This is a genomic window from Ruegeria sp. SAZD011 (genome assembly GCF_059612545.1).
In genome coordinates this window covers 253,257-267,115 of sequence record NZ_JBXWQU010000031.1, presented here as the reverse complement: position 1 = coordinate 267,115, position 13,859 = coordinate 253,257, and the positions used below count along the sequence as shown (strand labels likewise).

Below are 13,859 nucleotides of genomic sequence, written 5' to 3'. Positions count from 1 at the left end.
ACCCCGTCAACATGCACCACGCATGCCCCGCACTGACCCGTGTCACACCCAACATGCGTCCCCGTCAGCGACAACCCGTCCCGCAAAAAATCAACCAGCAAATCACGGGACTCTACCGACCCCCGCATGCTGCGCCCATTCACGACCATCTCTATCTCAGACACGATAATCCTCCCTTGTCGTTCTCTCATGCACCGGTTCAGCCGGAAATAACCCGCTTGAACCACCCCTTTTTCCTGACCTCGCCGGACCCTTCCGCGACCTCCGGACTATCGGTCTCACCCGGTCCCTCGACCACTTCCTGAAAGCGGGTGAAGAACTGGTCGGCCATCTTGCGCGCGAAACCGTCGATGATCCGGCTGCCCAGCTGGGCCAGCTTGCCACCAACCTTGGCCTCGACCTCGTAGGACAGGACGGTGGTACCGTCCTCGCCCGCCTCAAGCCGCACGCGCGCCGCGCCCTTGGCAAAGCCCGCGGCCCCGCCCTTGCCCTCGCCGGTCAGGGTCAGGCTTTCGGGCGCCACCATGTCGGACAGCGTCACGCCGCCCTTGAACGTGGCTTTTACCGGCCCGACCTTTTGCACCACCGTGGCCTCGAACCCGTCCTCGGCGTTGCCACTCATCTCCTGGCAGCCGGGTACGCAGTCCTTCAGCACATCGGGCGAGAGCAGCGCCTCCCAGACCGTTTCCCGGTCCGCCGCGATCACCTTTGAATCGCTCAGTTCCATGTCGTTCGTCTCCGTCCGTTGCGACCACGCTACGCGGCGCGGTCGGGTTGTTCCATTCGACCTTGGGTGTAGACGTCCCCGGAAGGGCCGCCTGCGGGGCGCGTCGATCGCCCTGTCAGCGCAGCTCGGGTGGCGAAAAGGTCAGCCCGTAACTGCGGAAAATCTCTTGGATCCGACCGTCGCCTATCCCGGCAACGATAGCATCGTCGACGGCATAGGCCAGCGGGCGATAGGCGAAATGCACCCCCACCCCGACCGTCCAGCTGCCTGTCGCAAAGCCCGGCAAGGGCGGGCTGTGCACATCCAGATCCGCGGTCAGTCCATGTTCCAGTTGCGCCAGCGGCCCCATCGCGGTCTTGACCTCGCCCGCCGCCAGCCCGGCCATCGCCGCACCCATGTCGGGATAGCGACGGATATTCCCGCGCAGCTGGCCGCCGGGAAAGGCGGTGAGGTAGAAATCGGCAATCGAGTCGTTCTCGACCCCAACCGTGTCAAAGCGGAAATAGGCCGGAACCGGTTTGTCCTCGGGATACTCTGCCTTGCCAAAGGCGATCCCCATCCGCTCCACATGGTATTGTCCTGTGAACACCACCTGTTCGACCCGGCAGGCAAAGTTGCTGTCATAGGGCACATGCAGCATCACATTGGCGACCCGCCCGCCCACGATGGGCCCCTTCCAGATCCAGTTGCGCAGATCGGCCTCGAGGTTCTCGCCCGCCGCGACCAGGGTAAAACGGGCCTCGACCCCCAGTTCCCCGGCGATCAGGCGGCCCAGATCGATATCGACACCCTTTGGCGCGCCATTCTCTTCCCAGCTCCAGGGTGGATAGTCCTCGTAGACGGCGAAGGATATCCAGCCGCGTTCCTGGATCGTGTCCAGATCGGCGCCGACGATATCGCGGCTGGCATTCTGAGGGCGGGCCTGGGGCACGTGATCGGCGCAGCGGGTCTGTGCCCAGGCCGGCGCCAAGCCGGTCCCAAGCAGCAACACCGCCAGCGCGACCCGCAGCGTCGCCGCCCGCGCCATGCTCAATGGGCCGCCGACAGGCCGATGGTCAGCGCCTCGGCAGCGGCGGTGAAATCAGGCGCGTTGCCCGAGATCAGGGTCGCCGCGCGCGAGGCGGCGCTGTCGGCCACCGGCGCGCCCGAGGCGGTCTCGACCTCGGCGGCGATCTGGGTCAGTTCGGCAGCCAATGCGGCCACATCGCCCTCGCCCGCCGCAAGCTGGTCGCGGATCTCCTTCAGGCGCGGCGTATGGGCGTCGAGCGCCCCGTCGTCGGGCCGGGTCTCGATATAGGTGCGGATGGCCCAGGCGGCCTTTTGGCCAAGCAGTTCGCCAAAGCCGGGCATCTTGGTGATCCCGTTCTGGGTATAGCCATGGCGGAACCGCTCGACATACCATTCATCGCCGTATTCGGCGGCCTCGAGATAGCGCAGGTCCGGCGCCAGACCGCCCGACACCACGCCCAGCCCATGGCAGCGCGCGCAGTTCTGGTTATAGCCGGAATCGCCGATCCGGATGGCGGCGGCCCAGACCTCTTCTCCCGCCGTCTCGGCGCGATAGGGGTTCTCGATCAGCCATTCCTCGCCCACATCAGGCAGGGCGTCGGTGTTGACGGGTTGCGGTGCGACGTCTCCATGCGCCAGCGCCATCCCCGCGCTCAGGCACAGGCCCAATGCACCTGCTTTTGCAGCGTTGATCATCTGCGGTCCTCCAGTCTCCTCGTTCGGGGCTGGTGATAACGCCTCGAACCCTGCGCTGGTATTCGACCTTGGTTTGATCTGCCGGGGAATGTGGACTTTGGTCGAATAGAACCGTCCCGCACGCGCGCTCTAGCCTTGGCCAACAAGGGAGAGAGAATGCGCGTGCAAAGCCTGCTGAGACCGATCATCGCAGCACTGGCGATGGGAATGGCCGCCCTGCCCGCCTTGGGCGAGGTGCAGCTGCGCGTGGCCTATCTGCGTCAGGAGGTCGAGCGTCCGCCGGTCCTGTCCAATCTCGATCCCGAGCCCGCCGGGCTGGGCCTGGACGGCGCCCGGCTGGGGCTGGAGGACAACCGGACCAGCGGTCGATTTCTGGGCCAGACCTATATGCTCGACACCTATGAGGTCGCGATCGGCGGCGATCTCGAGGCGGCGGCGCGCTCGGCGCTGGCCGAGGCGCGGATGCTGGTCATCGACGCCCCCGCCGAGGCGGTGCTTCGCATCGCCGATCTGGCCGAGGCGCAGGGCGCGCTGTTGTTCAACGCCGCTGCCGAAGAGAGCGCGCTACGCGATGCCGACTGCCGCGCCAACCTGTTGCACACGGTGCCCTCGCTGGCGATGCGGGCGGATGCGCTGATGCAGGTGTTGCAGCGCAAGCGGTTCTCGCGGCTGGCCATGATCACCGGCCATGGCGCCCCAGACCTGGCCTATGCCGAGGCGCTCCGTCGCTCGGCGGCCAAGTTCGGCCTCAGGATCGTGGCCGACACACCCTGGCCCTTTGACGCCGACATGCGCCGCAATGCCAGCCAGGAAGTGCCGCTGTTCACCCAGGATTTCGCCGAGCATGAGATCCTGCTGGTCGCTGACGAGATCGGCGATTTCGGGCGCTATATCGCCTATAATACCTGGTCGCCGCGCCCGGTGGCCGGGTCCGAGGGGCTGGTGCCCGTTGCCTGGTCTCGGGTGGTGGAACAATGGGGCGCGGCACAGCTGCAATCGCGGTTCTGGGACCTGACCGGCCGAGACATGCGCCCGCGCGACTATGCCGCCTGGGCGGCGCTGCGTGTGCTGGGCGAGGCGGTTACCCGCACCAACAGCACCGATCCCGCCACCCTGCGCGCCTATATCCTGTCGGACGCGTTCGAACTGGCCGGGTTCAAGGGCCGCCCGATGAGCTTTCGTCCCTGGAACGGCCAGCTGCGCCAGCCGATCCCGGTGGTCACCGAGCGCGCGGTGGTGATGCAGGCCCCGGTCGAAGGCTTCCTGCACCAGCGCAGCGAGCTTGACACGCTGGGCCTCGACGCGCCCGAATCCCGTTGCACCGCGTTTCAGGAGTGAGCCTCATGCGGACTGCCCTTGCCCTTTTCGCCCTGACCCTCGCCGCGCCGCTGGCCGCCGAGGAAATCTGGGTCACCAATGAAAAGGATGACACGATCAGCGTGATCGACGTCGCCACGCTCGAGGTGGTGCGCACCATCGCGACCGGCGAACGGCCGCGCGGCATCACCTTTTCCCACGATTTCAGCCGGGTCTATATCTGTGCCTCGGACAGCGACACGGTGCAGGTGATGGACCCCGAGACGGGTGAGATCCTGCACGACCTGCCTTCGGGCGAAGACCCCGAGCAATTTGTCCTGCACCCCAATGATCGGCATCTCTATATCGCCAACGAGGATGACGCGATCACCACCGTGGTCGATACCGAAACCCGCCGGGTCATCGCCCAGATCGACGTGGGCATCGAACCCGAGGGCATGGCGGTCAGCCCCGATGGCCGCATCGCCATCACCACCTCTGAAACCACCAACATGGCGCATTGGATCGACACCGAGACGCGACAGCTTTTTGCCAATACGCTGGTCGATGCCCGCCCGCGCCACGCCGAATTCGTGCATGACGGGGCCGAGCTGTGGGTCAGCTCCGAGATCGGGGGCACCGTGACCGTGTTCGACGTGGCCACCCAGGCAGAAAAGGCCAAGATCGCCTTCGAGGTCAAGGGCGTGCATCCCGACCGGGTGCAGCCGGTCGGGTTCGAGCTGACGGCGGATGAGAAAACCGCCTTTGTTGCGCTTGGCCCATCGAACCATGTGGCGGTGGTGGATACCGAGACCTATGAGGTCGTCGATTACATCCTTGTGGGCCGCCGGGTCTGGCACATGGCGTTCAACAGCGACAAGTCGCTCTTGTTCACCACCAACGGCGTTTCGGGCGACGTGACGGTGATCGACGTGGCCCGCCGTGAGGCGGTCAAATCCATCAAGGTCGGGCGCTTCCCCTGGGGCGCCGCCCTGCGCCCGTGAGAGGAAAGGACACATGATGCTGAAACCCTGTCTTGCCGCCCTTCTGGTTGCGGCCCTGCCCCTGAACGCACAGGCCGACGGCGACGACGGTCGGCTGGGTCTGGCCGGGCTGCTCTCGGCCAAGAACAAGGAAGACCTGCCGCCGATCATCCTGTCGGCCGGGATGCCGCTGGCCGATGCGCCTTGGGTGCTGCAATCGGGCACCTATTACGAGTTCGAGATCCAGGGCGACGGCAGCCAGGAGCTGGCGCTGGTGGGGCCTGAGTTCTTTCGCGCCATCTGGATCGACGAGATCGTGGTCGAAGGTCTGGAGATTCGGCCGCTGGGCCTCGACTCGGTCGAATTCGACGAGGCGGGCGAGATGGAGATAGGCTTTGTCGCGATCAAGCCGGGCCGCTATTACCTGAAGGTACCGGGCAGCACCGGCGAAACCCAGCGGTTGGAGATCACCATCAAGTGACAGGGCTAAGCGTCCGAAATCTCGACTATTCCTATGGCAGCCGCAAGGCGCTCGACACCGTCAGTTATGACTTGGCGCCGGGCCGGTTTGCGGCGTTGCTGGGGCCCAATGGTGCGGGGAAATCGACGCTGTTTTCCTTGCTGACCCGGCTTTTTACCACACGTTCGGGCCGGATTTCGGTCGCCGGGCATGACCTGTCTAAGAATCCGCGCGCGGCGCTGGCGCGGATCGGGGTCGTGTTCCAGCAGCCGACGCTGGATCTGGATCTCAGCGTGATGCGCAACCTGACCTATTTCGCCGCCCTGCACGGGCTGTCGGGGCGCACCGCGCAAACCCGGATCGCCGCGGCGCTGGAGCGGCTCGACCTGAGCGACCGCGCCCACGAGCGCGCCCGCGACCTGAATGGCGGCCACCGGCGCCGGACCGAGATTGCGCGCGCCCTGATCCACGACCCCTCGGTGCTGCTGCTCGACGAGCCGACCGTGGGACTGGACGCGGCCAGCCGCAAGGCGATCACCGACCATGTGCATGCGCTGTCGCACGAACGGGGGCTGACCGTGCTCTGGGCCACCCATCTGACCGACGAGATCGAGGATGACGACCAGTTGCTGATCCTGCATCGCGGGCGGCTGTTGCAGGACGGCACCGCGGGCACGCTGCGCGGGGCGCTGCCGCTGCGTGAGTATTTTCTGGCCCAGACATCCGACCGCATAGGGGAACAGGCATGAATGCCGCGCTGATCGCCCTGCGCGCCATCGTGCTGCGCGAGGCGCTGCGCTTTGTCCGCCAGCGGGGGCGGTTCGTGGCGGCGCTGGTGCGGCCGCTGATCTGGCTGCTGGTCTTTGCCGCCGGGTTTCGCGCCGCGCTGGGCCTGTCGATCACGCCGCCCTATCAGACCTATATCACCTACGAGGTCTATATCGTGCCGGGCCTCTGCGGCATGATTGCCCTGTTCAACGGTATGCAATCCAGCCTCAGCCTGGTCTATGACCGCGAGATGGGGTCGATGCGGCTGCTCTTGACCTCGCCCCTGCCGCGCTGGTGGCTCCTGTTCTGCCGGCTGCTCGCCTCGACCGCCATTTCGATCCTGCAAACCTATTGCTTTCTGGCAGTGGCGGCGGCCTTTGGCATCCAGCTTCCGGTCTGGGGTTATGTCGCGGTGCTGCCGGCGCTGGTGGTTGCGGGCATCATGCTGGGCGCGCTGGGGCTGGCGCTGTCCTCGCTGATCCGGCAACTGGAGAATTTCGCGGGCGTGATGAACTTTGTCATCTTTCCGATGTTCTTTTTGTCCACCGCGCTCTACCCGCTGTGGAAGATGGCCGAAAGCTCGACCCTTTTGCGCGATATCTGTGCGGTGAACCCGTTCACCCATGCGGTCGAACTGATCCGCTTTGCGCTCTACGGCCAGTTCAACGGACCCGCGCTGGGCTGGACCGTGCTGGCGGGGGCGGTGTTTCTGGGGCTGGCCTTTTGGGGGTATGACCCGGCGCGCGGCCTGCTGCGGCGCAAGGGTTGAGCCGCCTCACCTTCGACCAAAGAACAAGGGAAAACCGCTCCAGCGCTTGCTAAGACTGCGGCAGGAAACGCGCGCTTGCACCCGCCCCGGCGGGGACCTCATTCAGGAGTGAGAAATGAGACCTGTTTCCTATGCGCTGGCGCTGATGATGGCGGCTTCGCCCGCCCTGGCCGACACCAAATTCGAACAGATCAAGATCGAGGCCGGCGCGGCGCTCTATGATGCCGAATGCCGGCGCTGCCATGCCTCGGACAGCGATCACGAGAGCTATGGCCCACCGCTGGAAAACGTGCTGGGGCGCGGGGCCGGTACCTATCCCGACTATGATTATTCCATCGCGCTCGAGGCCTCGGGCATCGTCTGGACGCCAGCGGCGCTGCGCGCATGGATGGAGGACAATACCGGCTTCATGCCCGGCACAAAGATGCGCCATGTCGGGATCGAGGACCGCACCGTGCAGGATTTCATCTTGGCCTATCTGGCCAGCCTCAGCACCCGCGACCCCAAGAAGATCTCGGACTGAACCCCGGACCCCGACGCCGGACAGGACGGTCCGGCGTCGGGGTGAACATGAGTTCTTTTTTGTTCAAAATCAATATATAAAACCGCAAACCTTCGGCAAAAGATGAACCCGTGTCGTGCATACTGACGGGCGCGGCTTGCCTTTGGTCATGCCCCCTCCGACACACCTCTGGTTGACCCTACGACCTTTGTTCAATTTCGCGCGAGCGGCTTCGTTCCAATAATACCGCTCAGCCAAAAACCCGAGGTTTGGGGTGGTTCGGCTTGGAGAGGATGCAAGGGAGGAAACCGATGAACAAGATCATCATGGCCGCAGTGGCGGGCCTGGTCGCGACAGCGGGCTGGCACAGCACCGCGCTGGCGGCCGGTGTCACCGAAGAGGACCTGGCCAATGACACGGCCAACACGTCCAGCGTATTGACCAACGGCATGGGCCGGCATTTGCAGCGCTACAGCCCGCTGGACATTCTGAACAAGGACAATGTCAAGAACCTGATGCCCGCCTGGGCCTTCAGCCTGGGTGGCGAGAAACAGCGCGGGCAGGAAACCCAGCCGCTGGTCCATGACGGCGTGATGTATATCACCGGCTCGTACAGCCGGATGTATGCCATCGACGTCAACACCGGCGAAGAGCTCTGGCAATATGACGCCCGCCTGCCCGAGGGTATCCTGCCCTGCTGCGACGTGATCAACCGGGGCGGCGCCATCTATGGCGACAAGATCTATTTCGGCACGCTCGACGCCCGCATCGTGGCGCTTGACCTGAAAACCGGCGATGTCGTCTGGAACAAGAAGATCGCCGATTACAAGGCAGGCTACTCCTATACCGCCGCGCCGCTGATCGTGAAGGGGCTGGTGATCACCGGCAACTCGGGCGGTGAGTTCGGCATCGTCGGCGAAGTGCAGGCACGCGACGCCGAGACCGGCGAGATGGTCTGGACCCGTCCGGTGATCGAAGGCCACATGGGCACCTTCAAAGGCGAAGAAAGCACCATGACCGGCACGCTGAACGCGACCTGGCCGGGTGACATGTGGAAGACCGGTGGCGGCGCCACCTGGCTGGGCGGCTCCTATGACGCCGAGACCGATACGCTGGTCTTTGGCGCCGGCAACCCCGCCCCCTGGAACAGCTGGCTGCGCGATGCCGGTCAGAACAACGATGGTTCGGGCGACAACCTCTATGCCGCCTCGCGCATCGGCATCAATCCCGACAATGGCGAGATCAAGTGGCATTTCCAGACCACCCCGCGCGAAGGCTGGGACTATGACGGTGTGAACGAGGTCGTGGCCTATACCGACCGCGACGGTAACAAGCGCTGGGCCACCGCCGACCGCAACGGGTTCTTCTATGTGCTGAACCGTGAGGACGGGAAGTTCGTGCGCGGCGTGCCGTTCGTCAAGGATATCACCTGGGCCTCGGGCCTGGATGAGAACGGGCGCCCGATCTTCAACGAAGACAACCGCCCCGGCGACCCGGCAGCGGCGGCCGATGGCGCCAAGGGCGAGGTGATCTTTGCCTCTCCCTCGTTCCTTGGCGGCAAGAACTGGATGCCGATGGCCTTCAGCCAGAAGACCGGCAATTTCTACGTGCCCTCGAACGAATGGGGCATGGATATCTGGAACGAGCCGATCACCTACAAGAAGGGCGCGGCCTACCTGGGCGCGGGCTTCACCATCAAGCCGAACTATGAGGACCATATCGGCAGCCTCAAGGCGATCGACCCCGATACCGGCGAGTTGAAGTGGGAGTTCAAGAACGACGCCCCGCTTTGGGGTGGCGTGATGACCACTGCCGGCGGGCTGGTGTTCACCGGTACGCCCGAGGGCAAGTTCATCGCCTTTGACGACGAAACCGGCGAGGTCCTGTGGTCGTTCCAGACCGGTTCGGGCATCGTCGGCCAGCCCGTCACCTGGGAGATGGGCGGCGAGCAATATGTCTCGGTCATCTCCGGCTGGGGTGGCGCTGTGCCTCTCTGGGGTGGCGAGGTTGCCAAGAAGGTGAACTATCTCAACCAGGGCGGCACGCTCTGGACCTTCAAGCTGCCCAAGCAGCTGGCCGCCGCGAACTGACGGCATCGCCATTGACGCAAACGCGCGCCCCCCGGGCGCGCGTTTTTTGTTGGCTTGCCGTTTTCCAAGGGAAAACGGCTCGGAAAACAATGTTTTCCGGCCCGGAATTCTTGCAGAATTCCGCCATCGCCAGATGGTAGGACCCGGTATTAGACCTTTGGCCAATGGCGTTTCGCCGCACCCGCGTTACAGTTGTAGCATGAACAAAACTATGGATCGGATCATGCAGACCCAGGCAGGGACATCGCCGGCGCAGCCGCTTCGCTCCGCCCTTATCGTCGACGATCACCCACTGTTCTGTGATGCCCTGTCGATGACCCTGCAAGCCGTGTCCGGTATCCGTACCGTGCAGACGCTGGCCCGGCTCGAGGAGGCGCTGGACTGGCTTGGCAACCACCCTGCCCCCGACCTGGTCATCCTCGACCTCAACCTACCCGATGTCGAAGGGCTCGACGGGCTGGTCCGCATCCGCACCGCCGCCCGCGCCCCGGTCATCGTGGTTTCTTCCATGGCCGACAACCGGGTCATTTCGGGCGTGATTCAGGCAGGCGCGGCCGGTTTCGTGCCCAAGCATTCGCAACGCGAAGTGTTTCGCACCGCCATCGAAACCGTCTCGACCGGCGCCGTCTTCACCCCCGAAGGCTTTGTCGATATCGCCAGTGATGGGGGCGACGGGCCCGAGATCGAGGATGCGCTGGCCCGCCTCTCGGCGCTGACCAACCAGCAGGCCCGCATCCTGCAACTGGTCTGCGAGGGCAAGCTCAACAAGCAGATCGCCTACGACCTGTCGATCGCCGAAACGACGGTCAAGGCGCATGTCACCGCCATCATGCGCAAGCTCGGGGTGCAAAGCCGCACCCAGGCGGTGCTGATCGCCAAAAAGACCAGTTTCTCGAGTTTCTTGCCAGAGGCGCAGAAACAGGCATAACCTGCCAGTCGGGAGAAAAGGGAGGAGCGCTTGGACCTCAGTCAGGGTCCGATCCGCGCGGCACAGGCTGCGCCGCTGGTGTTGTGCACCGCCTCGGTGCACCACGACCATCCGCATGCCGTCGAGGCCTTGGCCGAAGCATTGGGTCCGGTCGAACTGGAACTGCTGCTTTTGATGGCCTCGCCCCAGGCGGATATCCCTGCCCTTCTGGCCCGCGCCGCCGTGGTCCTCCCCGGTACGCGGATTGTCGGCTGCACCACGGCAGGCGAAATTTCGGCCGCCGGCTATACCGAGGGAGAGATTGTCGCCATCGGCATGCCTCGGGCCTATTTCAAGGCGCAGACGATGCTGATCCCCGATCTCCTCGACTACGATCCCCAGGCCCTGATCGACCGGATGATCCAGACCCGCAACGACTTGGCCGTTGCCCAGCCCGACTGGGGACACGAGTTCAATTTTCTGCTGATCGACGGATTGTCAACGCTCGAGGACCGGCTGGTCTCGGATCTGGCCATCGGGCTTGGGCCGGTACCGCTGTTTGGCGGATCGGCGGGCGATGGCGAACGGTTCGGTGCCACCTTCGTGTTCCACGAAGGCCGCGCCCACAGCAACGCCGCGGTGCTGATGCAGGTCCGAACCCGCTGCCCGATCCAGGTGTTCAAGACCGACCACCTGTCGCCCACCGAACAACGCATGGTGGTCACCGGCGCCAATCCCGACCGGCGGCTGGTGCACGAGCTCAACGCCGAACCGGCCGCGCGCGAATATGCGCGCATTCTGGGCAAGGATCCCGAACAACTCACGACCTTTACCTTTGCCGCCCACCCGGTCGTAGTCCGGATCGGGGGCCAGCATCATGTGCGCTCGATCCAGCGGGTGGCCGAGAATGGCGACCTGGTATTCTTCTCCGCGATCGACGAGGGGCTGGTGCTGACCCTGGCCGAGGCGCGCGACATGCGCGAGCATCTGCGCGAGGAACTGTCCCGCCTTTCGACCGATGGTCCGCCCGCGGTGATCCTGGGCTGCGACTGCCTGTTGCGGCGGATGGAGGCGCAGCAGAAACAGGTTCTGGGTGCGCTGTCAGACATCCTGCGAGAGAATCGTGTTGTCGGTTTCTCGACGTATGGCGAACAGTTCAACTCGATGCATGTGAACCAGACGCTGACCGGCGTGGCCATCTACCCACCCGACGATTTGTGAGGCCCCATGCCGGGATCGCTGCTCAACCCCGCCGACACGCCGGACCGGCAGATCGAGAAGCTGGTCAAGATCAACGCCGCGCTGATGCGCCGGGTGGAACAGGCCACCGACGCCTCTGGCGCGGCCTATGCCCAGTTCGAGCGCGCCGCCCTGCTCGAGGAAGAGGTGCGCAACCGCACCCGCGACCTGGAACGCGCTCTCGACCTTCTCAACGACTCCAACGCCCGCCTGGCCGAGGCCAACCGCGCCACCGAAGAGGCGCGTTCGAACCTGGCCAATGCCATCGAGACGGTGCAGGAGGGGTTTGCCCTCTTCGATCCCGACGAGCGGCTGGTCATGTGCAACTCGCGCTTTGGCCTGCATATGCCTGATATCCGAGACCGGTTCCGCCCCGGCATCACCTTTCGCCAATATGTCGATCTGGTCAGCGGCTCGCGCTATCTGTCCCTGCCGGAAAACAAGACACCGCGCGACTGGGCGGCACAGCGGATGCGGCGGCACACCGACGATCATGTCATCTTCAACGTCCGCATGGTCGGCAGCCGCTGGGTTCAGGTCAGCGAACATCGCACCCCCGATGGCGGCACCGTGATCCTGCAAACCGATGTCAGCGACATCATGCGACTGGAGCGGCAGGAACGCGACCGGATGCTGGACGATCAGGCGCGGCTGATCCGCGCCACGCTGGAACATCTCGATCAGGGCGTGTGCATCTTCGACAATCAGGGCCGGCTGGCAGGTTGGAACCAGCGGGTGGGGGAGATGCTGTCGATCCCGGCCCGGCGCTTTTCGATGGGGGTGCGGTTTTTCTCGCTATTCGAAGGCTTTACCCGCAACGCCTCATATTCGAACGGCATCACCGAGGAAACCATCCGCGCCTGGATCACCGCCACCGACGGCCGCCCGCCGATCGGGTTCGAGATCCGCCAGGGCGAGAACAAGACCCTCTCGGTACATGCCCAGGAGATGCCGGACCGCGGTTTTGTGATCTCGTTCAGCGACGTGTCCGCAGAACGCGCCGCGGTGCGCGCCATCCGACAAGCCAACGAATTGCTCGAGGCGCGGGTGGCCGAACGCACGCTGGAACTGGCAGACGCCCTGTCCGAGGCCGAGCGCGCCAATGCCTCGAAATCGCGCTTTGTCGCGGCGGCCAGCCACGATCTGCTTCAGCCCCTTTCGGCGGCCAAGCTCTACATGGCCTCGATCGAGCCGGGTCAGGACCCCACCCAGATTCACCAGATCGCCGACAAGGCCCGGCGCTCGCTCGACAGTGTCGAGACCATTCTCGAGGCGCTGCTGGATATCTCGACCCTCGATTCCGGCAAGGCCGAAGTGCATCGTGCCCCGGTGCCGCTGGGGGTGATCCTGGCACAACTGGCCGAAGAACTGGGCCCCACCGCCCGCGCCAAGGGGCTGGAGTTGCGGGTGATCCCGTCGGGCGCGGTGGTGCTGTCGGACGCTACCTATTTGCGCCGCATCGCGCAGAACCTGATCGTCAATGCCATTCGGTACACCCGCAAGGGCAAGATCGTGGTGGGGGTAAGGCGGCGGGGCAAATCGGTGCGGCTCGAGGTATGGGATACCGGACCGGGCATTGCCGCCGAACAGCGTGATATCATCTTTCGCGAATTCCAGCGGCTCGACGCCGCCGCCTCGGCCGCCGAGGGGATGGGGCTGGGACTGGCCATTGTCGAGCGGGCCTGCGCCTTGCTCGGCCATCCGCTCGATCTGGTTTCGACCGTGGGACGCGGCTCGGGGTTTCTAGTAGAATTGTCGGTGGCGCCGACACCGGATTTCACCAGTTTCCGCCGCACCTCCGGCCCTGCACTGGCTCCGTCGGGGCTGAACGGCCTGATCGTGCTGCTGGTCGAGAACGATGCCGAATTGCGCAACGCGCTGACCATCGCGATGGAAGCCTGGGATGTCTGTGTCCTGCCCTCCGCCTCGATCGCCGAGGCGCTGGCGCTAATCGACGACGAAGGCATTCAGCCCGATGCGGTGATCGCCGATCTGCAACTGGACCGGGGCGAGATGGGGACCGTGCTGCTCAACATGATCCGTACCCGTCTCGGGCCGGTACCGTCATGCATCATCACAGCCTCGCGCTCTCCGGCGGTGATCGACATCTGCGTGCAGCAAGGCTGGGAGCTGTTTCACAAGCCGATCGCGGCCGAAGCCCTGCGCGGATTTCTGTCCGGGGCCACCGCCAGCACATCCTGACCGACATTCGACCAAAGGAGCATTTGCCAGTCCGGCCCCACGGGGTAGGCTGACTGACAAGACAATCAGCCAGTGGAGGTGAAAAATGGCTTGGACGGCTCCGAAGCTTCGTGAAGTGAACTGCGGCATGGAAATCAACATGTACGCCCCGGCAGAGGATGAAGGCGGTCGCGGCACCGACCCGATCCTGTAACCACGACCCCGCCGCGGAG

At 64.7% G+C, this 13,859-nt stretch carries 15 protein-coding genes; 11 read left to right on the top strand and 4 right to left on the bottom strand.

The features are described 5' to 3' along the window. From AC2FLM_RS17320 to pedF, 4 genes are all read right to left on the bottom strand, one after another. On the bottom strand, positions 1-149 hold a 149-nt coding region (locus tag AC2FLM_RS17320), incomplete at its 3' end, for a 2Fe-2S iron-sulfur cluster-binding protein (RefSeq protein WP_496859291.1). A gap of 50 nt (positions 150-199) precedes the next feature. Further along, positions 200-727, bottom strand: a complete 528-nt coding sequence (locus tag AC2FLM_RS17315) for an SRPBCC family protein (protein ID WP_234144954.1) — start codon at positions 725-727, stop codon at positions 200-202. A gap of 115 nt (positions 728-842) precedes the next feature. Then, complete coding sequence (locus AC2FLM_RS17310; protein WP_496859290.1) at positions 843-1,754, bottom strand: substrate-binding periplasmic protein; 912 nt, start codon at positions 1,752-1,754, stop codon at positions 843-845. Between the two features lie 2 nt (positions 1,755-1,756). Next, positions 1,757-2,431 carry a cytochrome c-550 PedF gene (pedF, locus tag AC2FLM_RS17305; protein ID WP_496859287.1) on the bottom strand — a complete coding sequence of 225 codons (675 nt, stop codon included), beginning with the start codon at positions 2,429-2,431 and terminating at the stop codon, positions 1,757-1,759. Between the two features lie 156 nt (positions 2,432-2,587). On the opposite strand from pedF, the gene AC2FLM_RS17300 reads away from it, so the two are divergent. The 11 genes from AC2FLM_RS17300 to pqqA all read left to right on the top strand — a co-directional run bounded on the left by AC2FLM_RS17300 (position 2,588) and on the right by pqqA (position 13,840). Further along, a complete protein-coding gene (locus AC2FLM_RS17300; RefSeq protein WP_496859286.1) occupies positions 2,588-3,769 on the top strand; it encodes an ABC transporter substrate-binding protein in 1,182 nt (393 codons plus the stop codon). A 5-nt stretch (positions 3,770-3,774) separates the two neighbouring features. After that, entirely contained in the window at positions 3,775-4,731 is a 957-nt protein-coding gene (locus AC2FLM_RS17295) for a YVTN family beta-propeller repeat protein (RefSeq protein WP_496859285.1), read from the top strand. A gap of 13 nt (positions 4,732-4,744) precedes the next feature. Then, positions 4,745-5,191 carry a hypothetical protein gene (locus AC2FLM_RS17290; protein ID WP_496802794.1) on the top strand — a complete coding sequence of 149 codons (447 nt, stop codon included), beginning with the start codon at positions 4,745-4,747 and terminating at the stop codon, positions 5,189-5,191. Continuing rightward, complete coding sequence (locus AC2FLM_RS17285) at positions 5,188-5,919, top strand: ABC transporter ATP-binding protein (protein WP_496859284.1); 732 nt, start codon at positions 5,188-5,190, stop codon at positions 5,917-5,919. Before AC2FLM_RS17290 ends, AC2FLM_RS17285 begins: the two co-directional genes overlap by 4 nt. Further along, complete coding sequence (locus AC2FLM_RS17280) at positions 5,916-6,707, top strand: ABC transporter permease (protein ID WP_234137965.1); 792 nt, start codon at positions 5,916-5,918, stop codon at positions 6,705-6,707. Before AC2FLM_RS17285 ends, AC2FLM_RS17280 begins: the two co-directional genes overlap by 4 nt. Before the next feature lie 115 nt (positions 6,708-6,822). Further along, positions 6,823-7,230, top strand: coding sequence for a c-type cytochrome (locus tag AC2FLM_RS17275; protein WP_234218803.1), 408 nt, complete (start codon positions 6,823-6,825; stop codon positions 7,228-7,230). 290 nt (positions 7,231-7,520) lie between these two features. Further along, positions 7,521-9,299, top strand: a complete 1,779-nt coding sequence (locus AC2FLM_RS17270; protein WP_496859283.1) for a PQQ-dependent methanol/ethanol family dehydrogenase — start codon at positions 7,521-7,523, stop codon at positions 9,297-9,299. A 223-nt stretch (positions 9,300-9,522) separates the two neighbouring features. Beyond that, the gene (locus AC2FLM_RS17265) at positions 9,523-10,227 is read left to right on the top strand and encodes a response regulator (protein ID WP_234138120.1); all 705 of its coding nucleotides are present in this window, start codon (positions 9,523-9,525) and stop codon (positions 10,225-10,227) included. Positions 10,228-10,257: 30 nt separating this feature from the next. After that, the gene (locus tag AC2FLM_RS17260) at positions 10,258-11,427 is read left to right on the top strand and encodes an FIST N-terminal domain-containing protein (protein ID WP_496859282.1); all 1,170 of its coding nucleotides are present in this window, start codon (positions 10,258-10,260) and stop codon (positions 11,425-11,427) included. 6 nt (positions 11,428-11,433) lie between these two features. Beyond that, positions 11,434-13,647 (top strand): hybrid sensor histidine kinase/response regulator, encoded by a 2,214-nt coding sequence (locus AC2FLM_RS17255; RefSeq protein WP_234169829.1) that lies wholly within the window; start codon positions 11,434-11,436, stop codon positions 13,645-13,647. Between the two features lie 85 nt (positions 13,648-13,732). Continuing rightward, on the top strand, positions 13,733-13,840 hold the full coding sequence (pqqA, locus tag AC2FLM_RS17250; RefSeq protein ID WP_011047241.1) for a pyrroloquinoline quinone precursor peptide PqqA: 108 nt from the start codon (positions 13,733-13,735) through the stop codon (positions 13,838-13,840). Positions 13,841-13,859: the final 19 nt, after the last annotated feature.

Excerpts from the sequence above, each read along its gene's own strand:
- AC2FLM_RS17315 (WP_234144954.1), bottom strand. The coding sequence starts at position 727 with ATGGAACTGAGCGATTCAAAGGTGATCGCGGCGGACCGGGAAACGGTC.
- AC2FLM_RS17310 (WP_496859290.1), bottom strand. The coding sequence starts at position 1,754 with ATGGCGCGGGCGGCGACGCTGCGGGTCGCGCTGGCGGTGTTGCTGCTT.
- pedF (WP_496859287.1), bottom strand. The coding sequence starts at position 2,431 with ATGATCAACGCTGCAAAAGCAGGTGCATTGGGCCTGTGCCTGAGCGCG.
- AC2FLM_RS17300 (WP_496859286.1), top strand. The coding sequence starts at position 2,588 with ATGCGCGTGCAAAGCCTGCTGAGACCGATCATCGCAGCACTGGCGATG.
- AC2FLM_RS17295 (WP_496859285.1), top strand. The coding sequence starts at position 3,775 with ATGCGGACTGCCCTTGCCCTTTTCGCCCTGACCCTCGCCGCGCCGCTG.
- AC2FLM_RS17290 (WP_496802794.1), top strand. The coding sequence starts at position 4,745 with ATGATGCTGAAACCCTGTCTTGCCGCCCTTCTGGTTGCGGCCCTGCCC.
- AC2FLM_RS17280 (WP_234137965.1), top strand. The coding sequence starts at position 5,916 with ATGAATGCCGCGCTGATCGCCCTGCGCGCCATCGTGCTGCGCGAGGCG.
- AC2FLM_RS17275 (WP_234218803.1), top strand. The coding sequence starts at position 6,823 with ATGAGACCTGTTTCCTATGCGCTGGCGCTGATGATGGCGGCTTCGCCC.
- AC2FLM_RS17270 (WP_496859283.1), top strand. The coding sequence starts at position 7,521 with ATGAACAAGATCATCATGGCCGCAGTGGCGGGCCTGGTCGCGACAGCG.
- AC2FLM_RS17265 (WP_234138120.1), top strand. The coding sequence starts at position 9,523 with ATGCAGACCCAGGCAGGGACATCGCCGGCGCAGCCGCTTCGCTCCGCC.
- AC2FLM_RS17255 (WP_234169829.1), top strand. The coding sequence starts at position 11,434 with ATGCCGGGATCGCTGCTCAACCCCGCCGACACGCCGGACCGGCAGATC.
- pqqA (WP_011047241.1), top strand. The coding sequence starts at position 13,733 with ATGGCTTGGACGGCTCCGAAGCTTCGTGAAGTGAACTGCGGCATGGAA.